The organism is Staphylococcus pseudoxylosus, assembly GCF_003697915.1.
GTDB lineage: Bacteria > Bacillota > Bacilli > Staphylococcales > Staphylococcaceae > Staphylococcus > Staphylococcus pseudoxylosus.
In genome coordinates this window covers 1-25,755 of the sequence record NZ_RCVN01000023.1, presented here as the reverse complement: position 1 = coordinate 25,755, position 25,755 = coordinate 1, and the positions used below count along the sequence as shown (strand labels likewise).

Here is a 25,755-nt window from a genome sequence, read left to right as displayed (position 1 = left end):
CTATTTGTGTCTGATGACATAAGTTGCATCTCCTCGTGTTGTTTATTTTGGTTGGATGACCAAATATTATTTTAGCATGGAGAGATGCAATTTTTAATACAACGGTATAACCATACTGCACCATACGCATAGCGTATGGTTTTTTTATAAAATAAGAAAAGTTCCGAGACATCGATAAATGTCTCGGAACTTTTAATGATATAGGTCATAGTTTCTAGAATGAAAAGGTAAAGTGACGTTATCCCATTTATTAAATCATACTACGCTAAATGGTTCTATAGTTAGATACGCCCTATTAAAATATTATCTGTTTTTATCATAATTTTGAATTAATATAACCACCATCAAATTTAAAAAATGATTTTCTGTTATACAGCAAGCTTTAAACCAAATACGTCACTAACTTCTATTTCTATTATTGCCAGCTTATAAAATTTAATTGCCTGCATTCTGTATTCTATTTGCAATCAAATCTCCGAGGTATTGCGATGCTTTACCATTCTCAATTGAACAGAAACGATTATAAAATTGATTGATTTTTGGCTGATACTGTTGCTCAATTTGTTGGATGTTTTCCAATCCTTCAATTAAATCTTTTGTATTTGTATAAATAGGGCCTGGTAAGTCATTCAGATAATCAAAGTAAAAACCTCTCAAGTCAGTACTGTATTTCTCCATATCATAGGCATAGAAAATCTGAGGACGCTTTAATATACCAAAATCAAACATGACCGAAGAATAATCTGTGATTAAGCAATCGGAAATCAGATATAATTCCGAAATATCGTCATACTTTGAAACATCAATCGCAAAATTTGTATATTGGCTAAGGTCTAGCTCATTAGAAATTAAATAATGCATTCGCAATAAAACTACATATGTTTCCCCTAAGCGATTTCGAAGTTGATTGATATCTAGTTTTAAATTAGAAATATATTTATTTTCTGTACTGTATTCGTCATCTCTCCAAGTTGGTGCGTATAAAATCACTTTTTTATCTGAAGGGATTTCTAATTTATCTTTAATTTTACGATGTAGTTCTTGATCATGTTGATGGTTGATGAGTAAATCATTTCTAGGATAACCAATTTCCAAAATTTGATTACGTGCCATCCAAAAAGCGGATTGAAATATAGTAGTAGAATAAGCATTCGGTGATACTAAATAATCCCAACGCCTTGTAGACTCATAAAAATATTTCTTATATGTGGCAGTTGTTGTATTAGGCATGCGAACTACTGTCATATCATTTGCTAGAAATTTTAAAGGTGTGCCATGCCAGACTTGAATATAGAGTTGATTACTTTTCTTTTTAATAAATAATGGTAATCGTGCATTAGAGACCCAGACGTGTGCTTTTTTATAAATATCGTAGTATGCAGCACTTTGTTTTTGTATAGGCTTAACACCCTCTGGTACAGCTATGTTTTCAGTATCTCTAAACACCCAATAATAATGAAAGTTTGGGTAGTGTGCTTTCATATACTCATAAATATATTTAGGGCTGTCATTGTAACTACTACCACCGAACGACTCGAACACTACAGTTTGTTGGGACACATCAGAATTTTTATTAAACAAGACATACTTAGCATAATGTTTATTCGGTTTATTCAGCAAAATTGCTTTATAAAAGCGTAAACGATACCTTTTGTAATTAAGTTTGATGGCAAGTTGCGTAAAGCCAAATTGGATAAATCGTAATTCTAAATTAAATAAAGGTGATTCTGATTTTAATACTGGTTTGATCATCGGTATGATATCGGCTAGCATTTTGCTAGCGAATTGATATTGAGCAGCATTATTTTGATTATTTGGTTCAAACCAAAAATGCAGTTTGTCTACCATGTGCTGTATTATAAATTTTTTTAATGATTTTTTATTATTGAGCCTATTAACACGTTGAATAGCATCTTTAAAGGCATCGATATAGTCTGGAAATATAGATTCAAACGGTTGGGCTCTCAACTTTTCAGTTTTAAAAGGATCGTAAATCTCCCCACAAAAGTAAAAGGGTATGCCTTCAATTTGAACAAATGTTTCTGCATAATTGTTATATTCTAAAATGAATGACCAATCAGCGTAAATATTTAGCTTTTCATTAAGCTTTATATGATGATTTTGTACAATGCTCGTTTTGAATATAATATTACTGATTGAATCTTGTTTTAGTAAAAAGTCTGGGTGTTTATCAATCTGTTTGTAATGAACAGTTAGATCTTCATCAAGATAAGAATTAGGTATATTTAAAGAAAAATCTTGTATTTTCGAAATAACTGCATCTTGCTGTTTGAGATACTTTAAGTATACTTCAATGGTATAAGGTGTGATGATATCATCAGCATCTAAAAACATAAAATAGGGTGTTTCAACATGAGCGATGCCTTTATTTCTTGCAGAGGCATGACCATGATTTTTATCTAATTTAATATATTTAGGCTGCTTTGAATAATTTTCTAGTGTTTCAAATAAGTACTTTTCAGATAGATCTTGTGCACCATCATTAACTAATATTAATTCAAAGTGTTGGTTTGTCTGATTAATAAGGCTTTCTAGGCATTGTTTGAGGTGTGATTCGTTGTTATAAAAAGGTAAGATGATTGTAAGCTGATTATACATATGTAAACCTCCGTCATGCTGTTTTATAAAATATATTAGAGGGAGTAGGACAGAAACACTGCTTATAGAATATGTTTTCTGTGCTACTCCCTTATATGTTTTTAAAAGAAGCGTTGAACTATACTTTTAGCAGAAGTGCCAGTTTCAAAAGTACAGAAACGATTATAAAATACATCATATTTAGCTTTATAAGTTTCTTGAACTTGATTGATGTTTTCTATTGATTGAATTAAGTCTTCGTTTGTTTTTAAAAGTGGTCCAGGTGCTTGATTTTCAAAATCAAAATAGAATCCTCTAAGACTGTTTTTATAGTGTTCAAGATCATAAGTGAAGAACAATAATGATTTTTTCGTATTAGCGTAATCAAACATAACTGATGAATAGTCAGTAATACAGATATCAGCAATGAGGTATAAATCACTAATTTCATTATAGTCACTGCCATTAATCACAAAATCATCTAGACTACTGTCTAACTGTAATGCATTACTGATAATAATATGTGGACGTAAAATTAAGATATAATCGTCACTTAAGCGTTTTTGCATTTCATATAAATCTATTTGCAGATTGATGATATGCTTTTTGGCTTTTGTAAGTTCATCGTCACGAAATGTCGGAGCATATAAAATCACTTTACGGTCATCATGAATACCTAATTTTTGCTTAATATGAATGCTTTCATTTTCTAATATAGCTTCGTCTTGATAAAATACGTCATTTCTTGGGTACCCAACCTCTAGTATCTCTTTATGAAAATCAAAAGCAGATTTAAAGCATTCTGTCGCATAAGGACTTGGTGATACAAGATAGTCCCAATATTTTATTGCATGATTAATGCGATTTTTATATCCATCATCGCGACCTGCAAAAGTTTCTATATCATTCAACATTTTTTTGAGTGGAGTTCCATGCCAAGTTTGAATATAAAGCGTATCTTTCGGCTTATTAATATAGTAAGGGAAATTTTGATTGTTAATCCAATACTTAGCGCGTGATAAATAGTGATAATATTCTGGTGATAAACGTTTTATTGATTTAACGTTCGCATCATTAAATGGGTATTGTGTGTTGCTAACCCATACAATTTGATATTGGTCGCTGTGTTGTTTTAAAGCCTCATAAATCACCTTAGGACTGTCGCTAACTGATTTACCAACATTACTTTCAAATACTACTAAATCTTTCTTAACCGGAACCATTTTAGATACTGCACTATTATACTTATCCATAACTTTAAAATAACGCTTATCTCTTCTAAAACGTTTAAATAAATGTTGAGATAAAATATCGTATTTCAACTTACTTTTAAATTGATTTTTTGTGTTAAATTGATTAACTTCTGTGTAGATGCGTGCACTATTATGACGGTCATTGAAGTTATTGAAACGTTGCGCTTTTATGTTAACGCTTTCATCTGTTGTATAGTCATTTGCTATTATTCTAGTAAGTTGTGCCTCTAAATCGTTTTGATTATTTACGATTAATCCAGGTAGTTCTTCCTCAATATTAATGTGGGACGGTTCTTTTCCTAAAAAGTGATCTTTATCAAATTGATAATAAATCACAGGCTTACCTAAAAAACTAAAATCAAAGGCAACACTAGAATAATCTGTAATCATCAATTTACTTTCTTGAATAAGTTGTTGAACGTTTACATCGCCTTGCTTAATGCTTGTAACATGCTGTGGTACATCAAATAAATCAATAAATGGTTGCATGTTAGGATGTAAGCAAAAAATGACTTTTGTGCCTTGTTCCGCAATGTCTTTGACTTTATCATTATTAATTAAAGTATTCATACGCTCTAGGTATTCAGAGGATTCTAATTGTTCATAGTTAGTTAACCAATCTCTCCATGTTGGCATAATTAAAATTTGATTTTTTGTTTGAATATCTTTATTGAACAGTTCGTCAAATCTAGCTAATCCTGTAACTTTAACTTGTGCTTCATCAAACTTTAGATCTCTAACTACAATTTCTTTTTCGCGCTCTGAACTTGTTATAAAGACATCTACATTGAAGTCTTTTAATTGATTACCATTAATCTGAGTTAAATTTTTAGTGCCTAAGACACCATGTTGTAAAAACACTCTAGTGGCAGTGATTTTTCTCGTATAGGCTGCGCTATTAGTTGGGAACAATAATTCTGGATGATGTGTTGAACAAATATAATCTGCTTGCAACATTATCGAAAAATGTTCGGGAGATTGATAGTAAATGACATTACCAAACGGCAATACATTTTTTGCTTCATTTGAGTGTTCATCAATAATGTAATAAACAGGTAATTCTGGATGATACGTTCTCATATATTTAAAGAAATGATATCCATTATCTTGAGCTTTATAAGATTTTTCTCCGATAATCCAAACTTTATTTTTTGATTTTACTGATAGGTTCTTTAAGGAAGGTGTTTTCAGACTTTGAAGATAAGTCAGGTAACTTTCAATGCTATAACGATTTATGCGAAAAGATAAGTTCCGACCTTTCATTGTGAAATAGGGTGTGATAGAAACAATTTCCTCTTTATAATCTGTAATAATTTCCCCTTTAAGGAACCGTTCTGTAAAAATTCTAGGATTACCAAGTTTAGTTAGAAGTGGTTCAGCTGATTCTTGTACATCAACTTTCAAATAAATATCTATAACATCTTCTATTTCAAAAGGATATTTCATAAAGTTGATCAATTCATTATAAATATCTACTGAAAATTTAAAATTAGTAGTATGTGTTCGCTTATTTTCACTTTTCAAAGTGATCGGCAAAGGTATTTCAGTTTCGCGTTCCGTAAAGCGCGTGCGTATTACGATATTTGATTTTTGTACAACGGCATTTAATGTTGAAAATTCCCCTGTAATATAAGCTTCGCTATTGTTAAATTTTAGTGCATCAATATGACGTCTTGAAAAGAATACTTTTTGTGGTACATAACTTTCCATAGAAAGATGTAAAAAACCATTTTTGGTGACATACGGATGAATAACATCTGAGCCATCTGAAATCTCTGATAAATTAAAAACAGAAGATTGCTCATCTGTTACCTTAATATTTTTTTGAGTCGTAATAATTGCATCGGATTCTTCCATAATTAAAAAAATTTTACTTCTATTATACGATTTAAACGCTTTCAAAATTTCGTTTAAATCAATTTCAAAATTACAAAATTCATCTACTGGATTATACGAAATAGAATGAAATTCATTTTTTACATATAATTTTCCAATACTATTATTTTGTTGATTGAAAGAAATATAGAGCATAGAACCTTCTTGATTAATATGTCGCAAGTTACTGGCCTCCAATAAATTTAATAAGTTGTAACAATTATAACGTATAAATTGTTATAATAATATTTAAATTAACATAATGTATTAATATAAATATGAAAAGGTGATTATAATCGAAAATAAAAAGATTATTTTTTCTATTGTTATTACTACTTTTAATAATAAAAATACAATAGAAAAAACTTTGGACTCAGTAATGGAACAAAGTTTAGACGCAGATTTATATGAAATAGTTATTGTTGATGATTGTTCAAACGACGGTACATGGGAAATATTGCAACGATATAATAAATTTAATATTAAAAAGTATAGATTAGCCCAAAACAGTGGCGGACCATCTATACCTAGAAATACTGGTATTAAACATAGTATCGGTGAGTATTTATACTTTTTGGATGGTGATGATTGGTTAGAACAGAATATTTTGGAAACGATTTCAATGAATAAAAAATGGCATAAGAGCGACTTAATTATTTCAAAAGTCATTAAGCATACAGAGAAAAATCAATCTGTTCATGCGAGATTTATGACAGCTAAGACATACATTAATGAGCAAAGTTATAAAATTCCCTATTTATATTATTATTTAGGGCCTGATGGAAAGTTTATTAAGCGTAAGTTAATTGAAAAAAATGATATACAATTTCCAATAAATTTACATTTTGGAGAAGATAAATTATTTTTTGTGAGAGTATATGAAAAAGCGCAAAAAGTGACAACTACAACGTGTACTGGAGTGCATATTAATCGCTACTCAGATAATATTTCGATTGTTAGAAGAACTCATTTTATTAAAAAGAGAGAAAGTGATCTAACTATATTTGAATATATATTGAATATGAAAGACAAAAAACGTAGAGATAAGTTGTTATTGCGAAATTTAGAATATGATTTATTAACAAGTTGTAATTCTCATATCTTTTTAGATTCACCAAAAGCAACTAAGATAAAAATTTTTGAAATGATTAAAACAGCATTTGAAAATGTATATATCAAAAAACACATTGTGCCACAAATTGATGCTAAGTTTAATTCTGCTGTAGCAGCAATTTATGACAATGATTTTAATAAATTTGAAGCGTACTTTGAATGGTTGAAAAGGGGCCATAAATTTCTAGAAAAAATAGCTGCTAACCATTATGAATCAAAAGCTATGGATGGCTATGATTTTAGAATAACCCCCCCATTTGCAAACCTAAAAAATTTACAAGTGATGGAAAAAGCTATGTACCTTCAAATAGAAGTTAATAATTTGAAAGATAACAGAATAAAAGAAATTCAATTAGAAAGTCGTACGGATTATAAACAAAATATAACTTACGAAGCCATGTCATTGAAAGATGGTTTTTTTACAATCATGTTAAATCAACATCTATTGGAGACACTGCCTACAGGTGTTTATAACATTGTAATTGTTTATGATGATTATAAAGCAATAAATATTAAATACGGGTTTACTAATAAAATAAAAATATCTTCAACAACAGCTACTATTTATCCAACTATCAATGGTAATTTAGCGCTTAAAATTCGTCGAAATGAATGATGAGAAGTAGCTATGTGTAGTGGTATTTCTGTTGAAAAAAGTTATGTGATTTTTAATATTTGTGTCATGTGATTGGATCGAAGCGCAGACAGAGGGGAGACAGAAAGCGGTTGTCAAGCTTCTGTCACGCGCTTATATGTTTTCTATCATCAAATAAGTCGTAAGAAGCAATGAGTTATATTTTATTAAGGGGATTAAAATGAATCAAAATAAAAATTTAATTGATATTGAACGCAAATTTCGTCCTGAAATTGAAGGACTAAGAATAGTAGCAGCACTACTTGTCGCTATTTATCATATATGGTTTGGAAGAGTGTCGGGAGGCGTGGATGTCTTCTTTGTAATATCAGGTTTTTTAATTACAACATCTATTATCTCAACTATAAATAAAACTGGAGAATATCAGTTTTGGCCATACATATCTAAATTATTGAAGCGTCTCTTACCATCGGCACTGTTTATAGTTTTGGTGACATTGGTGTTAAGTTTCTTCTTCTTACCGCTTACGATTTTAACGAAAACGATTAAAGAGGCACTAGCTTCTATATTTTATTATCAAAATTGGCAACTTGCTTTTAGTAGTACAGATTACTTAGATGCTAACCAAATGAAGAGTCCACTTGAACATTTTTGGGCCATGTCTATCCAAGGTCAATTTTATCTTATTTGGTTTGTATTATTTACGTTTGTTTTATATTTAGTACGTAAATACGCACTATCGAATGGCAAAAAACTTGTTAACTTTTTACTAACAACCATATCGATAGTGTCATTTATTTATTCTATATACCTTACCCAAGTAAATCAGCCTTTTGCATATTTTATTACATTTACAAGGGTATGGGAATTCGCCTTAGGTGGTTTATTATGTGTTAATTTAGGACGAATCAAAATCAATCGTTTAGTAGCTGCTATTATTGGATGGGTTGGTTTAGTAGGATTGATATTAACAGGTGCTTTATTCGATGTGTCTAAACTATTCCCAGGCTATATTGCCTTATGGCCAATGACATGTGCATTGCTTATCGTTCTTTCAGGTAATGTGGATACAAAATATGGTGTAAAAAGATTTTTAGCATTACCTATTATGACCAAACTAGGTGGCATATCCTTTGGTATTTATTTATGGCACTGGGTATTACTTTCTTTCTATAAGTTTAAAATTGCAGAAGAGCCAGGACTAATATCTGGTATTATGATTATTTTATTATCCATTGGTTTATCTTTCTTTATGACGAGATTTATTGAAGCTCCTATTAGAAATGGTAAAAATAATAAAAAAGCTTTTTCAAAATTAGGTAAAGTATTATCAGTCAATTTAATTTTAATCGTGTCATTATTTGTGATGGGTGTAGTGAAAAACAGTGGCTCTGATAAGGAAATAAGTCATAAAGACTATCCGGGTGTAGATGCAGTGGCCAAAAGTGAAGAAATTGAAGAGCAAACACCTATGCCAAATTTTGCAAAAGTGTTTGATGATTTACCTGAATCTCATCTCGATAATAGTAATCAAAACCTTAAAGAAACAGATGTAAAAGTAGGTGAATATGGTAAAACAGAAAATTATAAAGCTACAATTGCTCTAGTTGGAAGTTCTCACTCTGAGCATTGGCTTGGTGGATTTATTAAAGCTGCAGATAAAAATGGTTATAGAATATTGAATATTACACGTTCTGGAACACGTTTTTCTACTGGTTATGAAGATGATAGCCCTAAAGGAAAATGGGTTGAAAATGTTAACAACTATTTACAGCATCATAAAGATATAGACTTAGTTGTTTCACATGCAACTTCTGCTGCTAGTGATAGTAAATGGGTTCAAAATCAAATGATCAATCAACTGAATATTGTAAAAGATGAGTATGGTATGGATGTGCTTGCTATAAGAGATATTCCAACTTATGATTTTAGTGTTCCTGAAGAATTTGAAAAATTTGGTGAAGAGAAGACAATCAAAAAAATGAATGACTTTGAAAGCCAAAAAGACACATCATATTGGAAAGATTTTGCTAAAAATGATGAGAGACTATACAAATTTGACCCTACTGAATTTTTTAAAGTAGACAATCAATATACACCAGTAATTGGCAATATTAACATTTATAGAGATATAGATCATATGACAAATACTTATTCGGAGTCTTTCGGCAATGTACTGGCCGAAAAATTAAAATATATTATTGAAAACAAGGAAGAAAATAAAGAAGTAAACTTAAATAATATATAAAATTTTTGATTATGATAAATACTGTCAATATAACGATTATGGCCGAGACATCAAAATGATGTCTCGGCCATTTTAATCTATGTCAATGCTTACATTATCCAACGATTTATCATATATAGTTTCAGAATCAAAACGCTAGGATAAGGGAAACGGCGTTTTGGTGTTTGGTTTTAATTACTATTGGTAATTTAGGGAACAGGGAGTGATGTTGTGTTATCGGTATAATGATATTAAGCATGTTTTATACTAACAACTATGATTTACTAAATTATTGGCTTTTATAAAATAATTTGTTTTATATGATTCTGTTAATAGTTGGCCATCATTGGAAACGTAAGCATAGTTTTCATCTAAAGTTGTAACATCTGTTGGAAATAACCAATATAGTGTACCTACTGTAAAGGATTGGTTATGTTTGACGCATACATATCTACACTCGGATATGCTCATAAAGTACACCTCATTTTTTAAAAGCTTGTTCTAATTATTTAATAATCGTATTGTGGAATACGAAGCTAGGTTCAGCCCCTAAAATAATGAGAAATACTTGTGAATAAGCTATATCTTGAAAATTTTGTATCATGCCATAGAAATCATTAAATGCATCATTACTTTTTACTTTTTCAACTTCTTGTTCATATAAACTTAAAACAGAATCCCTAATTAAAGTGGGTCTATTTTCCTCAATAACATATGCGTCTTCTGAGAACATAAGTAGCCCTAAATATTTATAATGTATACTCAATTGTCTAGTTAAACTGGCAATATATTCTAATTTTAAGTAGAGTTCGGGTGAATGAACTTGTAATTGAGACAGATTCGTTTTAATTTGTTGTAGTTTTTCCATTTCGCTTATCATTTATTTACAACCTCCAATGCCCATGGCTTAACTGTATTAAGTGACTGAATAAGGTGTTTACTTTGTTGACGTCTGTTCTTTCGCATGTTTGCTCTATCTTCTCCATGCATATACAATAATTTTTCTTCATGTGTCTGAGGTGTGATATTTGCTACTTTGATCGGTTTTTTGTGTTCGTCTAGAGCAACAAATGTTAAAAAGGCAACTGCAGCTATTTTTCGTTCAGCAGTTATCATATCTTCTGCAATTACTTTACAAAATATTTCCATTGATTTTTCACCTGTGTAAGCTACATAAGATTCAATGCAAACAGAGTCTAATTGGGTAATTGGATGTAAAAATTCTATAGAATCAGTGGATGCAGTCACACATTCTTTAACCCGAGCATGTCTTCGTGCTGATAAAGTAGCGTTATTATCAATTTTTTTCATTAATACGCCACCAAATAAGGTATTATAATTGTTTAAATCATTAATTAATACTTGATCAGTACTAATGATTTTACTGTCGTTCGGATACTTATAATTTTCCATAACTTAGCTCCCATTTCTATTATTTATTACACATTAAATTATAGGAGGAGCAGTTATAACTATAAAATATCTATAATTTATAAAGGTATAAAATTTACAAATGCCTTGTTCTTTAATCATTCAATAAAAAGTTTTCTTGTATAAATTTAATCCAATTTTTAGTAAGTGAATCGACTATTGTATCTCTTCTCCAAATAAGCGCTAATTCCCATTTCATCGATGCTTCATTGATGTTTATTGCTGTTAAATCAGAGTCTAATAATTCTAAAATTCCTTCTGGTAGCACACAAATACCCATATTATTTAAAAGCATTTCTCCAATAAAACTCCATTGAGTTGTTTCAAAAATGACATTTGGATTAAATCCATGGTTTCTACAAATATTAATAATTTTATCGTTTAGGTAAAAGTCAGAATTAAATAAAATAAACTCTTCGTTTACTAAGTCTTCTATATCTATTTTATGTTTATCGGCTAGTTTATGGTTTTTATGTACGACGAGTTTTAAAGACTCCTCTAAAAATGAAAAAGTACTAAAAATTTTAGTGTCAGTTGGTAAAACGGTAATCCCCATGTCTAAATCTCCATAATAAACATCATTTTCAATTTTTTTACTTCCATTTTCAAAAAGTTGAAATGTTACATTGGGGTAAGATTCATGGAACTGAGAAATTAAACTAATCAACTTTCGTATATTAATGATAGTGGGTATGCCTATTCTTAAATGGCCGGACTTCATTTCTAATAAATTGCTTAAATCGTTAGGAATATTATCATACATTTTTAGCATCTCTTTACATTGGAAGAAAAATGCTTCGCCTGCGTCTGTTAAATAAATTTGATTTTTAAATCTGTGAAATAAAGTAACATCTAATTCATCTTCTAATAATTTGATTGTATTGCTAATGGTAGGTTGCGTAATAAACAGTTTTGACGCTGCCTTAGTCATGCTTTTTAAATTAACCACTTCCACGAAGTACTTCATATGTCTGAGCTCCATAATATTTGCTCCCCTTAAATAAAAGCGTTATTTGTATTATTTTTTCATAATAAATTTATATATTTATTATATATCAACTATTAATATGGTAAAAGTTATCAATTTTTTCTCTTAATAATAGAATGCTCGTTTTATAGAATGTAAATATTGTTTTTTCTGATAACAAATAGATACAATTAGCATAAATATAAATCATAGGGGTGCATTAAAGTGAACATTAAACTTATTGTTGCAGATATGGATGGTACTTTTTTAAATAGTGACAGTCAATTTAATAGTGAATCTTTTCAATTATTAAAAGAAAATTGTGAAGAACATCAAATTCGTTTTGTATTTTGTACTGGAAAACAATGTGAGCGTGTGGAAAGTATTATTGGAGAGTTGTCCAAAGATACATTTATTGTTGGAGATAGTGCAACGAGGATTAAATATAATGGAGCGTTTATTTATAATGCCAAAATTGAAAATAAAAAAGGGAAAGAAATTATACAGACAATTCAAGATATTGACCAAACACAAACCATATTAGGTTGTACTGAACAGGGCGCTTATGTATTAAATCATATACCAGAAATTGAAAAGAAAATTGTGCATGGCTCATTTCAAAACGTAACGTACATCAATGATTTCGCTGAAGTTGAAGATGATTTCTTAAAAATTTCAGTTCATGATGCTATGGGAAATTGTAAGACTACAGCTAGTCAAATAAAACATTACGAGTCAGAGGTTTATATTATAGCTTCAGATGATGAGTGGATTGACATTGCTGATTTAGGTGTCAATAAGGGGACAACAATTCGTCGAATACAACGATTATTGCAAATAAGTCCTGCAGAAACAATAGCATTTGGGGACGGATTAAATGACATTGATTTGTTTAAAGCAGCTAAATATAAAGTTGCGATGGACAATGCATATCCAGAATTGAAAGAAGCAGCTAATTTAATAGCAAAAAATAACGATGAAGATGGTGTGGTACAAACATTGAATTTATTATTAGGTTTTAAATAAGTTGAAATATGAAAAGCTACTAAAAAATAACTGAAAACGTTATAAAGCTTACGATAATACGTTATTTCTGTGATATTATCAGTTAGGAGCAGGATGATGAAAAATTTTTAAGAAACTTTCGTTATTCTAGCTTTATTATTGATATTAGGAGGCGTTTTACATCATGAGCACAAGCGAACATTCACGCTCTGGCAATAAATTGATTTTAGCAATTGTTTTAAGTATATTAACGTATTGGCTGTTTGCCCAATCGTTTATAAATATATCAACACCAGTTCAACAGACTTATCATACTACTCCAGGGATTTTGAATTTGTCTGTCAGTATCACTTCTTTTGCAACCGGTATTTTTATGGTAGGTGCCGGTGATATATCAGATAAAATTGGCCGCTTAAAAATGACTTATATTGGTATTGTTTTAAGTATTATAGGCTCACTATTAATTATTATTTCTGATATGACAGCACTACTACTTATTGGTAGAATTTTGCAAGGGGTCTCTGCAGCTATATTATTACCTTCAACAGTTGGTGTGTTCAACGATCAATTTAATGGTAAAGCATTACGTAGAGCTTTCAGTTATTTAATGATTGGTAGTGTAGGAGGCATAGGTTTAGCCTCTATGGTTGGAGGATTGATTGCTACATATATTAATTGGCAATCTAACTTTATACTATCTATCCTCATTGCAACTATTGCATTTATATTATTACTTGGTACAAAAGAAGAAGCTAAGGAAGTTATAGACAAACGACCATTTGATTATATAGGTATGTCAATATTTGCGGTACTTATAGGAAGTATTACTTTATTTGCAACACAAGGCTTTGAACAAGGTTGGACAAGTCCTTTTTCAATGATTTGTCTAAGTATCTTTGTCATTTCGACTATTATATTTTACTTCTTTGAGCGTCGTAAACACTTACCATTTATAGATTTTGAGTTATTCCGCAATCGTGGTTTAATGGGATCATCTGTGATCAATTTTGTTTTAAACTCGGCTGTAGGTATCACAACGGTATTTAATATGTATGCCCAAACTGAACTAGGGTTGAGTTCATTCCAGTCTGGATTAGTTACGGTGCCTTATGTGATTATGGCAATTTTAATGATACGTTTAGGCGAGAAGATTGCGATGAAGCATGGTGGGAAACCAATGTTACTATTAGGGCCAGCTTTTCCTGCAATTGGTATTATATTTATCAGTTTAACTATTTTACCATCTGAATGGTATATTGCAGCAGTTACGTTTGGTTTTGTCATTTGCGCCATTGGTAATGGTTTATGTGCGACACCTGGTTTAACTGTTGCGATATTAACTATTCCTGATGAAAAGGTCGGGCTTGCATCAGGTCTTTATAAAATGAGTGCCACTTTAGGCGGTGCTTTTGGTATAGCAATGTACACGACTATTTTCGCGGCATTACAAGTTTCAAATAGTGCTAGCGTAGCAGCTGCTTGGTCAATGATTACAGGTGTAGCTCTAATGATTATTGGCATCATTGTAGCGCAAATCATTATTCCTAAAAATATAAAAGCATAATTTATTACGAGTAAATAAATATATAATAGCTATCTAATCAGTACTATGAGGACAGGGTTAAGAAACTAATTTGAAAATTTTAGTTTCCATCCTGTCCTCTTTTTATCAAAATGTTTCAATTATATTAACTATAAGAAGATAAAGTGCATCCTAGGTTTTGAATATCATAAAAGAGCTACTTATATTGATGGACGATGGTGTGAACATAAATAAATCTTAATTATTTGCAGACGAATTGTATGTGTTTTTGATTATAATTACATGTTATTTGTATTTTAATTTTATAATACGTGTTATCATCAATTAGTTGTAATTTTATTAAATTCACAAAATGCTTATAACAAATTTAGAGGTGCAGTATTATGAAATACTATGGAGAGATCCCTGTCATAAGAGCTATAGCAACGATGTTAGTGCTTTGTATACATTTGACAGCACAATTATATAATTCTAATGGGGTTATCGTAGACCCAGTTTTATCTTATTTTAATCAAATAGCGAGGTTAGGTACGCCTATTTTTGCAGTAATTAGTGCGTTTTTACTTACAAGCTCGACACTAAAGCGGGAGTTTGAACTACCTTATTTTATTAAATCTAGATTCACAAAAATTTTAATACCCTATATACTTTGGACTACTTTATATATCATATTGAGAATGTTTTTAGGGAATACATATTATCCGGCAGGAACACCAATAATTAAGTATTATCTTTTAGGGACTGCGGAAATGCATTTGTACTTTATTTTAGTAGTGATTCAATTTTATGTATTATTTCCTTTTGTGCATAAATTGAAAAAAGGAGCACCCCTTATTATTGCATATATAATAGGTACGCTTATTAATGTGTTTTGGTTAAGCTATGGTAGTGGCACAGTTACTTTGCATAGTGAAATGTTGAGTACGTTCGTTAATAGTAAAGCATTTATCTTAAATTGGATATCTTTCTTTTTCCTCGGTATCGGTTATGCGAAGTATTATAAGGAAATTAATGATATTGTTTTAAAGTATAAAATATATTTCAAAATCATTGGAATACTTCTATTTATCGATTTAATTATTAAAATTGATGTTACAAATTTATATGGTTCGACAAATGTTGCTAATGTCGTATATATACCAATTTTTCTTGCTATATTAATCATATTTTATAATCATGTTAAAAATCATACATTGCTAACTCAAACTTTAACGGTTATAGGGAATTATTCTATGGGGATTTATTTAATTCATGTTTTTATAATTATGGTATACAGACAAACGCCATATGTTGATATTGTAAATAATCCATCTACGTTTGTTGCTTCATATATCATTGTATTATGTGTTTCAGTATTATCAATTTATTTAATAAGTAAATTACCTTTTTCTAGTTTCATTGTTCCCATTCCATCTAAAAAAGCAATCGTCAATAAAAATTCAGAAAATGAATAGACCTTCAAACTTTCTACATTAGGTAGGAAGTTTTTTGTTTATACGATTGATTAACAATAAATTAAAACATTTTTTGAAATACGATTTATAAATGAATGTATTTTGAATAAACTGTAATTAAATATAAATAGATTTTATAGACTAATTCCTTGACTTGTGTAAGCGCTTACCATAGAATACTCTTTAACGTAAACGTTTACGTAATTTAACTTTATGGGGTGTAAATATGAAAAACAAAGAAAAATGGAGTGGCGTTTTTCCAGCAGTATTAGTACCTTTTAATGAAGATGATTCAATTGATGAAGAGAGTTTTAGAGATTTGGTGAAGTGGGTTGCTAGTCACGAGGGAGTTAATGGCATTGTAGTTAATGGTCATACAGGCGAAATCATGACTTTATTACCTGAAGAAAGAGCGAAAGTAGTTAGTATTGCTGCAGATGAATTAAAAGGTAGAATTCCAGTAATATCAGGTGTTTCTGCAGAAGGAACGATAGAAACGATTCAACATGCTCAAGCAGTAGAAAATGCAGGTGGAGAGGGCATATTACTAATGCCTCCACATTCATGGCTAAGATTTAGTATGCAAAAAGATGCTCCTGTTAATTACTTTAAAGATGTAGCAAATGCAATCAATATAGGGATAGTAGTTCACCAATATCCAGCTGATACTAAATCTTCATATTCAACTGAACAATTATTAGAAATATCTAAAATCCCCAATGTTGTAGCATTTAAATTAGGAGAAAGAGACATGGCAACTTACGAACTTCATGTTCGTACATTGCAAAAAGAAGCGCCCGATTGTGCTATTTTAACTTGTCATGATGAATACTTATTGCCGACATTAGTCCAAGGAATAGAAGGAGCCCTTGTCGGGTTTGGTTGTTTTGTTCCTAACTTAATATCAGACCTAGTGTCACATGTTAAAAATAATGATATTGCTGCAGCGAAGGAAGTTTATGATGAAATATTTAAATTAAAGCATGCAATTTATAAAATGGATCAACCTTCCTCTAGTTCACATTTAAGAATGAAAGAAGCGATGTATCAAAGGGGAATAATCAGAACAAACCATGCTAGAAAACCTGTAGAACCGTTAACTCAAAATGAAAAAGATGAAATTACTCAAGGGTTAAAAACAGTTGGAATGATTGACTAAATTTGAAATAAGGAGAGTGAGTTACTCTTTATTTAGTCTGTGGTGATATTATTGAAAAATAAAAAAAGATTAAATTTTTGGGAACTACTTAAACGTATTGGGCCTGGTATTGTTTTAACTGGTGTTGTTATTGGACCAGGAGTCATAACAACAGCTTCAATGGTTGGTGCTTCTTATGGGTATGCATTAATGTGGCTGTTTATACCAATTGCATTTATGGGGGTTACCTTTGTGGTAGCATCTTATCGTATTACATTGTTAACAGGAATGCCTTCAATAAAGGCGATTAGGCATTATTTTGGAAGAACAGCTGCTATCGTGGTAGGTGTATCAACATTTCTATCCTGTGTCTTTTTTACAATTGGCAATATTTCTGGAACAGGAGCAGCAATGAATTTACTTTTTGGAATTGATTGGAAAATAGGCGCAATTATCATGTTGTTAGTACTACTGTACTGTTATTTTTCAAAAAATGTATATTCTAAAGTTGAGAAATTAATCTTGTTGTGTATTTTTGGAATGATTATTGCTTTTTACATTTCGTTAGCAAGTGTAGGCGGACCTAACGTATCTATGACATTAAAAGGTATGACACATTGGTATTTTCCTGCAGGAAGTTTATATTTAGCGCTAGGATTTATAAGTACACACGCTTCTATAACAACTGGTATTTATGGAACGTATCTCAGTAAAGAGAAGGAATGGTCAAAAGATGATTTATATAATGGTGGAATGTTAGCAGATGCTTTAGCGCATGTTATAGGCATTATTGTTGTAAGTGCGGCTATTGTGCTTGTAGGTGCTATAGTATTACATCCATATAACTTGTCTATTTCATCACCAACTCAATTAAGTGATCTATTAAAACCATTTCTAGGAACAACATTTGCCCCTATTATTATGGGAATTGCATTACTGGCAGCAGCGTTTTCCTCATTGTTAGGTAATACACATCGTTCGGTTGTGCTATTAAATGCAGGGTTTAATAAACCAACTAACTTGGATCATAAATCTATTCAAATTGGAGCAGTCATTGTTTTAGTTATATCTGCTATTATAAGTTTTAGCTATGGGGGTTCTCCGATAGAACTAATATATATTTCAAACATTGCAACATCTATAGCCACTCCGGTAGCAGGATTACTAATGACTATGCTTCTATTTAAAAAGGATGTTAATAAAGGAGAAAAGAGACCATATTTATTACAGACTGCTATGGTTATCAGTTATGGTTTTTGTTTGGCTTTAATTGTGGCATCGATAATAAGTGTTTTCTAAATAACAACAGCTTTCTTAGTTATTTAAGAAAGCTGTTGTTTCACGTTCTATATAATTCATAGGAAAAATACAATTGATATTGTGCTTGTGATCTGTAGGTGACTTTAACTTGATAAACAATCTAGAGACTGCAGTCTCTCCCATTTGTTTTAGGTCAACATGAGTAGTGGACAGTTTTGGAGATATTAAATTTGTAATAGGAGTATTATCGCTGCCAATAATTGATAGTTGTTGAGGAATTGATATACCTAAGTCTTTAGCTATATTCATTACACCTAAGGCAAGATTATCGGATGAACATACAATACCTGTGATATCTTGATGTTTTTTTAAAAATTGCTTAACTATATTCTCCTGCCCCTTAATATCAAATTCTTCTAATTCTAATACATAATTATTTATGCCTAGCTCATTGATAACGTTTTTGTATCCTTGTTCGTATATTTGACTTTGATAAGAAGTAGATGGCCCATTTATTAGTGCTATTTTTCTGTGCTTTTTTTGATATAAATTTTCAACAGAAAGCCTTACACCAGCCTTTTCATCTGCACTGATACAATCGAATTTTGAGTTTTCTATAAAGCTACCAATGATCACTGTAGGTAAATTTAAGCTGCTTAACCAATTTAAATCAATTTCATTTTCTCTTGGTGCAAATACTAAAATACCATCAACTATATTGGTATCTAATAATTTTTTATGTTGTTTAGTGGTAAATGAAATAACTAAATTATACTCTGTTTTATCGATTACTCGCGAAATACCTTCAATAATTGTTAAAAAGAAAGAATTATGGATGGTATTAGATCCACCAGGGACAATGACACCAATATTACCAGTATTATTTTTAACTAAACTTCTAGCATTAATATTTGGCTTATAATTCATTTCTCTCATGATTTGCTGTATTCGTCCTTTAGTCTCTTCGCCTACGCCCGGTTTGTTAGAAATAACTCTAGATACTGATGCGGTAGATACATTCGCCTGTTTTGCAATATCCTTTATACTGATTTGCTTTTTTTTCATAAAATGCTCCTTTGAAGAACTTTTATTATCTAACATAACTAGTTTTGAAAATAGTGTCCTCTGAAAGTAATATTTTCAATATTATTAATGATTTATAAAATATGAGCTATGATTTGTCTCATGTAAGTCTTTATAAAGTATGATACATGAAGTTGTTTACATTTCAATAATTTTTGATTCATAGCGATTTTGTATAACAGCAACATCTCCTGTTCCTGAGATAGAAATATTATCTATATATACATTAAACAGAGGTACTGATTAGGAAATACTACCAATTCCAGACAATTCTGTTTCATAGGCTTGAGTTAATTCATTACAACGCTTAACTTTACCGAATTTATTAAAGGTAAATTCTGCAAAAACTTCAATTTTGCCTAAAAAACCATTTTTCTTTTCCACTAATACATCATATCTCAAATAAACAATATTTTGCTTTTCATCAATGATCATAGTTTTAAAGTGATTGATTGAAAGTTCTTTAACGACTTCTTTTAGCTTAGTTAAATGATTTTTGAATTCGTCGATATTAGATACTTTGTGGTCAGTAATTTGAATATAATCATCTGTAAAGTATGTGGGAATTTGGTCTATATCTAAATTAATTAAAATATCATTGTATAAGTTTTCAATTTGCTCTTTTAATATGATTTTGTCCACGTTGTTACCCCTCTAATTCATTTGTTAAATCTTTAATAAAACTATCAATAGTTGCTAGTTCTTCGTCATTATATTTCTCTAAAATGGATAAATATTTATTTATAATTTGATTATGCATATGTTCATGTAGGTTTGCGTATGCGACTCCTTTGTCTAACAGCTTATAATATACCTTTTTATTATCTTGCGTTTTATCTTCTGCAATACATTCTAGTTGAATCAATTTTTTTGTAGCCTTTGTAATAGCAGGTGCAGAAATTTTAAGTTGCTCTTTTAACATTCTATTATTAACATTTTGCTCTTTTAAAATAATAGCTAGTATATGAAACTGTGTGATTGATAAATTATCTTGGTTATCATCTAACGAAAAATGACGTTGTTGATTCTCTTTAATTTGAATCAATTGAGTAATCGACTGAATGACATTTTCTTTATTCATAGTACACCTCTTTATTGTTAACTGGTTAACAATAATATAACGCATATTCATCGAAATGCAAAATAAAAAGTGCGCATGGTTTGTTTTATTCAGTAGCACCCTCTTAGCGAGCACCAACTACCCAACCGCTATCACCTAAACCTTGAACGTACATTACGTTCTTAATTCTAATAACCTATATGCTATGCAAATACATACGACTTATTAATTATTTTGGATTTAAAAATAAATGCAAAGTTAAATATATACACCGGAGCATAATAATGCTTTTGAATAAAATGATTTTATTGACTAAATATTAAATTTAGGTTAGCCTAATATTATTGTTTTTATATCAGAAAAGGAGGAAAGGAGTAATTTCATGCTAGATATAAAAAATTTATCTGTAACGTATGAAAATAAAACAGAAGCGTTACAAGATGTTTCTTTCCAACTTATAAAAGGGCAAATTGTAGGAATTGTCGGACCTAATGGGGCGGGCAAAACAACATTAATTAAGTCCATAGTTAATTTAATGCCACATAAAGGCATAGCCCGTTTTAACGATTTGCCAATAGCTAAGCAACCTAAAAATATTTCATATGTCGAACAAAAAAGTAATATTGATTCAACGTTTCCAATGAAAGTTTTAGATTGCGTGATGTTAGGATTTTATCCGATTTTAAAACCGTGGCAATTACCGCGTAAACAACAAAAGCGTGAAGCTGAAGCGGCCCTTAAAAAAGTAAATATGCTTGAGTATAAGGATAATCAAATTGGAGAGCTATCCGGTGGACAATTTCAACGCGTACTTATTGCGAGAACACTTGTTCAACAAACAGATCTTATTTTGTTAGATGAACCTTTTGTAGGTATCGATATTACAAGTGAAGAAATTATTGTCGAATTGTTGAAAGAGTTATCTCAAAAAGGCAAAACAATTTTAATTGTTCATCATGACTTGTCTAAAGTGGAGAAATATTTTGATAGTTTAATTATTTTAAATAAACGATTAATTGATTTTGGATCAGTAGCGACAGTGTTTAATAGTAGTAATTTAAAAGCTGCATATGGTACAGATATTTTAATCGCTTCAGAAAGTGGGGCGCATCATGGTTAGTCAGTTTATACACGATGTATTTGAATTTAGTTTTCTACAACGCGCGCTCATTACTTCAATTGTAATAGGTATGATTTGTGGTGTGATAGGGTGCTTTATTGTACTTAGAAGTCTTGCTTTAATGGGAGATGCGATTTCACATGCTGTCCTACCTGGCGTGGCGATTTCTTATATGATAGGGATTAATTTCTTTTATGGAGCCGTTGTATTTGGGGTGTTAGCGGCATTAGGTATTGGTTTTGTTAATCAAAACAGTAAGATTAAGAGCGATTCTTCAATAGGTATTGTGTTTTCTTCATTTTTAGCGCTAGGTGTATTACTGATTACTAAAGCACAGTCAGCTATCGATTTGACTGAAATATTATTTGGTAACGTGTTAACCGTGAAACCTGAAGATAGAACTATCACATTTATTGTAGTAGCGATTGTATTGATAGTGATTATTGTGTTTTATAAAGAATTTTTACTATCTAGTTTTGATCCGACAATGGCAGCTGCGTCTGGTTTACCAGTGAAGTTTATTCATTATACGCTTATGATTTTATTAACACTAGTAACCGTAGCTTCACTACAAACAGTAGGTGTCATTTTAGTTGTTTCATTATTAATTACGCCAGCATCTACGGCTTATTTATTGACCAAAAGGTTATCAACGATGATCTTAACTTCTGCGTTGATAGGTATGGTGTCATCTGTGATTGGACTGTTCTTTAGCGTGACATTTAATTTACCATCAGGCGTAGTCATCGTGTTGGTAATTACAATCATATTCATCATTACGTTCTTCTTAGCACCGAAAAATGGATTGCTATGGAAAATGATTAAATCATAGACAGGAGGTCTCACAATGAAAAAAATAATATTAATTTTAGCTACAGCTTTATTAACGATAATATTATCAGCATGTGGCAATAATCAAAAAGACACCGATTCTGACAATCAGCTGGAAGCTGTTGATAAAGATAAAGTTAAAGTCGTTACAAGTTTTTCAATGATTGAGGATATGGCTAAAGAAATAGGTGGGAAACATGTTGAAGTAACCAATCTTGTTCCTACTGGTACAGATCCACATGATTACGAGCCGCAACCAAGCGACATTAAACATTTATCTCAAGCTGATTTAGTTTTTTATAATGGGTTGAATTTAGAAGGTGGAGATCAAGGTTGGCTCTCTAAGGCTTTAAGTTCTACCGATTTTTCTAAAAAGAATGCTATTAAAGCATCAGAAGGGGTTTCACCTAAATACATTAAAGATGAAGATGGTAACAAAGAAGTAAATCCTCATGCTTTCATCGACCCAAATGTTGGGGAAAAAATGATTAAAAATATTACAAAATCATTATCAGAAAGAAACCCTAAACATAAAAGTTATTATGAAGCTAATGAAAAAGAATATTTAAAGAAATTAAATAACGTTGAGGATAACTATAGCCAACAACTCGGTAGTATTCCTAAAGAAGATCGTGTATTTGTAGCTAGTGAACAAGCTTTTCAATATCTGACTGACCGTTATGATCTAAAAGAAGGCTATATTTGGCCAATTGATACGGATGAAAATGGCACGCCGAACCAAATCAAAGATTTAACTAAATTTATAAAAAGTAATCAACCGGCTACTTTATTTGTAGAATCTAACGTTGATACACGTCCAATGAAAACAGTATCCAACGAAACTGGTGTACCTATTTATAAAAAGCCAATCTATTCAGATGAAATAGGTAAAAAAGGCGAGCAAGCAGACACTTATCTGAAATATCTTGAATATAATTTAGATGTGCTTACAGATGGATTGAAAAAATAAAGAAAAGTCATAGCACTCGAGAGACATTTACACTTTACGTAAAAATTAAAAACTTCAATAATTAATAAACGGTGAGGCCAAGACAGCGATATCTAATTAGTGAAATTAGATGCTTGTCTAGCCTTACCGTTTTTTGTTTGTGAAGATAAGGCTTCTGCATGAGGTTTTATTCAGGTTTTCCACTTGTGAATATGAGTAGTGCTTACATAAGCATTACAGCTCAGATAAATCTTTTATTCCTGCCACGCTTAGTCATCTTGACTTGGAATGGGGCGATGAAATCTTTTTTTAGATTTAGCGCCTGACTCAGGCTCTACCCAAACCGCGTATTAATCAGTATATCGAGTGACTTAAATGGGAGTGAATAAAAAACGCCACATACTCAAATGGTTGAGTAGTGGCGCTTTTTAATAGAACATAGTTTAAGTGAGAGAACTGATAAATGTTGTAGCAAGGCTAAAGTATACTAGCATGCTTACAATATCGTTAATTGTTGTGATGAAGGGACCGCTAGCGACAGCTGGATCAATACCTATCTTAGTCATAAAGAAGGGTATTAATGAACCAATTGTAGTACCTACTGTCATAGCGATTGTTAAACTGATAGCTACAATCAAGCCTAATAAAGGCTGACTATAAATAATTACTATAACTAAAAAGAGGATAAACCCACATACACTGCCTGTGATTAAGCCGCTCGTTGATTCTTTTAGAGCATGTTTAAATTTATTTTTCTTTTTCATTTCTCCTGTAGATATGCCTCTTACTGATACAGCTAATGATTGTGTACCTGTATTACCGGACATACCACTAATAATAGGAATAAACGCTGCGAGTAGTGACACTTTGGCTAAAGTATCTTCAAAAGAACTTAATATAGTGGCAGTAATCATCCCTAAAAAGGTAAGTAATATTAACCAAGGTAAACGTTTAGTTGCTCTATTGATAACTGTGCCTTCTGCATCGCTCACATGGTCAAGAGCGGCCATTTTTAGATAATCTTCATTTGCTTCTTTATCGATGACATCAATGATGTCATCTACAGTAATCATTCCTACTAGATGATTATAATTGTCAACTACTGGGATAGCTAAGAAATCATATTTACGCATCACATGTGCTATTTCTTCCTGGTCTATAAAACTCTCAATTTTAATAACATCTGAATTCATCACATCGCTAATGCGTTGGGCAGGGTCTGAATTAATAATGTTTCTGAGAGAAAGCACTCCAATAAGTTCATTATCATTATTTACTACATAGACTACATAAATCGTTTGTACTTTTCCGGAACGCGTCTTAATGTGCTTCAATGCATCTCCAGCTGTCATTGTTGGTGAAATTGATATATATTCGGTTGTCATGATACTACCAGCAGTTTCGTGGTGATAACTCATTAAATTTTTAAGTTCATTTGTTTTCTGTTCTGGTAGGGAGGTGAAAATTTCTGATCTTTGGTCATTATTTAATAAATTTAAGACATAAGTTGCATCGTCATCTGACATTTTTAAGATTGCTTCTCTAGTCAAATCACTAGGCATTTCTTTAAATACAATGGATATATCATGTTTTAGGCTTTCGGCATTACTTAAAACTTGTGCCATCTCTTCAGGAGTTAGAAAGTGATACATATATAATCTTTCTTCTTCATCCACTAAAAAGAAAAACTCACTTTTTTCATATGGATGTAAACAAGAAAAACTATATATAAATTGACTATCTTCTCCTTGTTGAATCATTTTCAATAACGCTTCATATTTATTGAATAATGCGTTATTTCTTTCTAGAACATTATTGTTTCCTTTCATTTTATCATCTCCAATCATTGGGGTATCCTAGTTAAGTGAATATGATAGACACCACATTTATATAATGTAGTAACGTATGTCATCATTATTTACTTGTTCACTTAAAAAGCATGTGTGCAATTATGACATATTTTCAACCTCTTAACAATATATTTAGGTTAACCTAAATATATATATTTTGGTTTTATAATTATATGACGGGATATATATATATATACGTGATTGTTAAGTTTTATTTTCTGTTTATTTTAAAAAAGCAAATGATTATGAATGTCTTGAAGTAAAAAACACTTTCGCTTAATAAATTCTACGAAAGTGTTTTGTTTGATTTTTATAACAAATGTACTGACTGTGTTCAATTATATTAATAAATTAAAGTCCTAAAGCAGCAATTAAATCAACGATTGGTCCTAATAATCCAGAT

General features: G+C 30.8%; 20 protein-coding genes. 10 read left to right on the top strand and 10 right to left on the bottom strand.

What is annotated here, in order from left to right; genetic code table 11:
- Positions 1-435: 435 nt before the first annotated feature.
- Positions 436-2,619 carry a bifunctional glycosyltransferase family 2 protein/CDP-glycerol:glycerophosphate glycerophosphotransferase gene (locus tag D9V42_RS13940; protein WP_122065463.1) on the bottom strand — a complete coding sequence of 728 codons (2,184 nt, stop codon included), beginning with the start codon at positions 2,617-2,619 and terminating at the stop codon, positions 436-438.
- A gap of 101 nt (positions 2,620-2,720) precedes the next feature.
- Complete coding sequence (locus D9V42_RS13935) at positions 2,721-5,909, bottom strand: CDP-glycerol glycerophosphotransferase family protein (RefSeq protein ID WP_122065461.1); 3,189 nt, start codon at positions 5,907-5,909, stop codon at positions 2,721-2,723.
- Positions 5,910-6,012: 103 nt separating this feature from the next.
- Here D9V42_RS13935 and D9V42_RS13930 point away from each other — a divergent pair, with 103 nt between their 5' ends.
- Together D9V42_RS13930 and D9V42_RS13925 are read left to right on the top strand one after the other, a co-directional pair.
- On the top strand, positions 6,013-7,455 hold the full coding sequence (locus D9V42_RS13930; RefSeq protein WP_122065459.1) for a glycosyltransferase family 2 protein: 1,443 nt from the start codon (positions 6,013-6,015) through the stop codon (positions 7,453-7,455).
- A 199-nt stretch (positions 7,456-7,654) separates the two neighbouring features.
- Positions 7,655-9,682: an acyltransferase family protein gene (locus D9V42_RS13925; RefSeq protein WP_122065457.1), complete on the top strand. Its 2,028-nt coding sequence runs from the start codon at positions 7,655-7,657 to the stop codon at positions 9,680-9,682.
- Positions 9,683-9,928: 246 nt separating this feature from the next.
- Here the strand turns inward: D9V42_RS13925 and D9V42_RS13920 are convergent, their stop codons facing one another.
- From D9V42_RS13920 to cidR, 4 genes are all read right to left on the bottom strand, one after another.
- Positions 9,929-10,132 (bottom strand): hypothetical protein, encoded by a 204-nt coding sequence (locus D9V42_RS13920; protein ID WP_107556163.1) that lies wholly within the window; start codon positions 10,130-10,132, stop codon positions 9,929-9,931.
- 34 nt (positions 10,133-10,166) lie between these two features.
- On the bottom strand, positions 10,167-10,541 hold the full coding sequence (locus D9V42_RS13915) for a hypothetical protein (protein WP_122065455.1): 375 nt from the start codon (positions 10,539-10,541) through the stop codon (positions 10,167-10,169).
- The gene (locus tag D9V42_RS13910) at positions 10,538-11,074 is read right to left on the bottom strand and encodes an acyl-CoA thioesterase (RefSeq protein ID WP_039067201.1); all 537 of its coding nucleotides are present in this window, start codon (positions 11,072-11,074) and stop codon (positions 10,538-10,540) included. Before D9V42_RS13910 ends, D9V42_RS13915 begins: the two co-directional genes overlap by 4 nt.
- A 112-nt stretch (positions 11,075-11,186) precedes the next feature.
- On the bottom strand, positions 11,187-12,074 hold the full coding sequence (gene cidR / locus D9V42_RS13905; protein WP_107556161.1) for a cidABC operon transcriptional activator CidR: 888 nt from the start codon (positions 12,072-12,074) through the stop codon (positions 11,187-11,189).
- Positions 12,075-12,284: 210 nt separating this feature from the next.
- Between cidR and D9V42_RS13900 the strand changes: the two genes are divergently transcribed.
- The 5 genes from D9V42_RS13900 (at position 12,285) to D9V42_RS13880 (ending at position 18,498) form a co-directional block, all read left to right on the top strand.
- Positions 12,285-13,085, top strand: coding sequence for an HAD family hydrolase (locus D9V42_RS13900; protein ID WP_122065453.1), 801 nt, complete (start codon positions 12,285-12,287; stop codon positions 13,083-13,085).
- Between the two features lie 163 nt (positions 13,086-13,248).
- Positions 13,249-14,628, top strand: a complete 1,380-nt coding sequence (locus tag D9V42_RS13895; RefSeq protein WP_107556159.1) for an MFS transporter — start codon at positions 13,249-13,251, stop codon at positions 14,626-14,628.
- 362 nt (positions 14,629-14,990) lie between these two features.
- The gene (locus D9V42_RS13890; protein ID WP_122065451.1) at positions 14,991-16,061 is read left to right on the top strand and encodes an acyltransferase; all 1,071 of its coding nucleotides are present in this window, start codon (positions 14,991-14,993) and stop codon (positions 16,059-16,061) included.
- Positions 16,062-16,287: 226 nt separating this feature from the next.
- Positions 16,288-17,220, top strand: coding sequence for a dihydrodipicolinate synthase family protein (locus tag D9V42_RS13885; RefSeq protein ID WP_107554637.1), 933 nt, complete (start codon positions 16,288-16,290; stop codon positions 17,218-17,220).
- A gap of 51 nt (positions 17,221-17,271) precedes the next feature.
- Positions 17,272-18,498 carry an Nramp family divalent metal transporter gene (locus D9V42_RS13880; RefSeq protein ID WP_208639083.1) on the top strand — a complete coding sequence of 409 codons (1,227 nt, stop codon included), beginning with the start codon at positions 17,272-17,274 and terminating at the stop codon, positions 18,496-18,498.
- A gap of 15 nt (positions 18,499-18,513) precedes the next feature.
- Here D9V42_RS13880 and D9V42_RS13875 read toward each other — a convergent pair whose 3' ends face one another.
- From D9V42_RS13875 to D9V42_RS13865, 3 genes are all read right to left on the bottom strand, one after another.
- Positions 18,514-19,524: a LacI family DNA-binding transcriptional regulator gene (locus D9V42_RS13875; RefSeq protein WP_122065446.1), complete on the bottom strand. Its 1,011-nt coding sequence runs from the start codon at positions 19,522-19,524 to the stop codon at positions 18,514-18,516.
- Between the two features lie 261 nt (positions 19,525-19,785).
- On the bottom strand, positions 19,786-20,184 hold the full coding sequence (locus tag D9V42_RS13870) for a hypothetical protein (RefSeq protein ID WP_107554640.1): 399 nt from the start codon (positions 20,182-20,184) through the stop codon (positions 19,786-19,788).
- 4 nt (positions 20,185-20,188) lie between these two features.
- Positions 20,189-20,623 (bottom strand): MarR family transcriptional regulator, encoded by a 435-nt coding sequence (locus D9V42_RS13865; protein ID WP_158262723.1) that lies wholly within the window; start codon positions 20,621-20,623, stop codon positions 20,189-20,191.
- Positions 20,624-20,984: 361 nt separating this feature from the next.
- Here D9V42_RS13865 and D9V42_RS13860 point away from each other — a divergent pair, with 361 nt between their 5' ends.
- Genes D9V42_RS13860 through D9V42_RS15350 form a run of 3 tightly spaced genes read left to right on the top strand, consistent with a single transcriptional unit; the run spans position 20,985 to position 23,523 of the window.
- Positions 20,985-21,722 (top strand): metal ABC transporter ATP-binding protein, encoded by a 738-nt coding sequence (locus tag D9V42_RS13860; RefSeq protein WP_122065444.1) that lies wholly within the window; start codon positions 20,985-20,987, stop codon positions 21,720-21,722.
- Positions 21,715-22,554, top strand: a complete 840-nt coding sequence (locus D9V42_RS15355) for a metal ABC transporter permease (RefSeq protein WP_107554643.1) — start codon at positions 21,715-21,717, stop codon at positions 22,552-22,554. Before D9V42_RS13860 ends, D9V42_RS15355 begins: the two co-directional genes overlap by 8 nt.
- 15 nt (positions 22,555-22,569) lie before the next feature.
- Positions 22,570-23,523 (top strand): metal ABC transporter substrate-binding protein, encoded by a 954-nt coding sequence (locus tag D9V42_RS15350; RefSeq protein WP_208639082.1) that lies wholly within the window; start codon positions 22,570-22,572, stop codon positions 23,521-23,523.
- 422 nt (positions 23,524-23,945) lie between these two features.
- Here D9V42_RS15350 and mgtE read toward each other — a convergent pair whose 3' ends face one another.
- Positions 23,946-25,331, bottom strand: coding sequence for a magnesium transporter (gene mgtE / locus D9V42_RS13850; protein WP_122065442.1), 1,386 nt, complete (start codon positions 25,329-25,331; stop codon positions 23,946-23,948).
- Positions 25,332-25,755: the final 424 nt, after the last annotated feature.

What these genes read in the sequence shown, in the direction of transcription:
- D9V42_RS13895 (WP_107556159.1), top strand. Translation starts at nt 13,249, where the DNA reads ATGAGCACAAGCGAACATTCACGCTCTGGCAATAAATTGATTTTAGCA.
- D9V42_RS13865 (WP_158262723.1), bottom strand. Translation starts at nt 20,623, where the DNA reads ATGAATAAAGAAAATGTCATTCAGTCGATTACTCAATTGATTCAAATT.
- D9V42_RS13860 (WP_122065444.1), top strand. Translation starts at nt 20,985, where the DNA reads ATGCTAGATATAAAAAATTTATCTGTAACGTATGAAAATAAAACAGAA.
- D9V42_RS15350 (WP_208639082.1), top strand. Translation starts at nt 22,570, where the DNA reads ATGAAAAAAATAATATTAATTTTAGCTACAGCTTTATTAACGATAATA.
- D9V42_RS13940 (WP_122065463.1), bottom strand. Translation starts at nt 2,619, where the DNA reads ATGTATAATCAGCTTACAATCATCTTACCTTTTTATAACAACGAATCA.
- D9V42_RS13890 (WP_122065451.1), top strand. Translation starts at nt 14,991, where the DNA reads ATGAAATACTATGGAGAGATCCCTGTCATAAGAGCTATAGCAACGATG.
- D9V42_RS13920 (WP_107556163.1), bottom strand. Translation starts at nt 10,132, where the DNA reads ATGAGCATATCCGAGTGTAGATATGTATGCGTCAAACATAACCAATCC.
- cidR (WP_107556161.1), bottom strand. Translation starts at nt 12,074, where the DNA reads ATGGAGCTCAGACATATGAAGTACTTCGTGGAAGTGGTTAATTTAAAA.
- mgtE (WP_122065442.1), bottom strand. Translation starts at nt 25,331, where the DNA reads ATGAAAGGAAACAATAATGTTCTAGAAAGAAATAACGCATTATTCAAT.
- D9V42_RS13915 (WP_122065455.1), bottom strand. Translation starts at nt 10,541, where the DNA reads ATGATAAGCGAAATGGAAAAACTACAACAAATTAAAACGAATCTGTCT.
- D9V42_RS13925 (WP_122065457.1), top strand. Translation starts at nt 7,655, where the DNA reads ATGAATCAAAATAAAAATTTAATTGATATTGAACGCAAATTTCGTCCT.
- D9V42_RS15355 (WP_107554643.1), top strand. Translation starts at nt 21,715, where the DNA reads ATGGTTAGTCAGTTTATACACGATGTATTTGAATTTAGTTTTCTACAA.
- D9V42_RS13885 (WP_107554637.1), top strand. Translation starts at nt 16,288, where the DNA reads ATGAAAAACAAAGAAAAATGGAGTGGCGTTTTTCCAGCAGTATTAGTA.
- D9V42_RS13910 (WP_039067201.1), bottom strand. Translation starts at nt 11,074, where the DNA reads ATGGAAAATTATAAGTATCCGAACGACAGTAAAATCATTAGTACTGAT.
- D9V42_RS13875 (WP_122065446.1), bottom strand. Translation starts at nt 19,524, where the DNA reads ATGAAAAAAAAGCAAATCAGTATAAAGGATATTGCAAAACAGGCGAAT.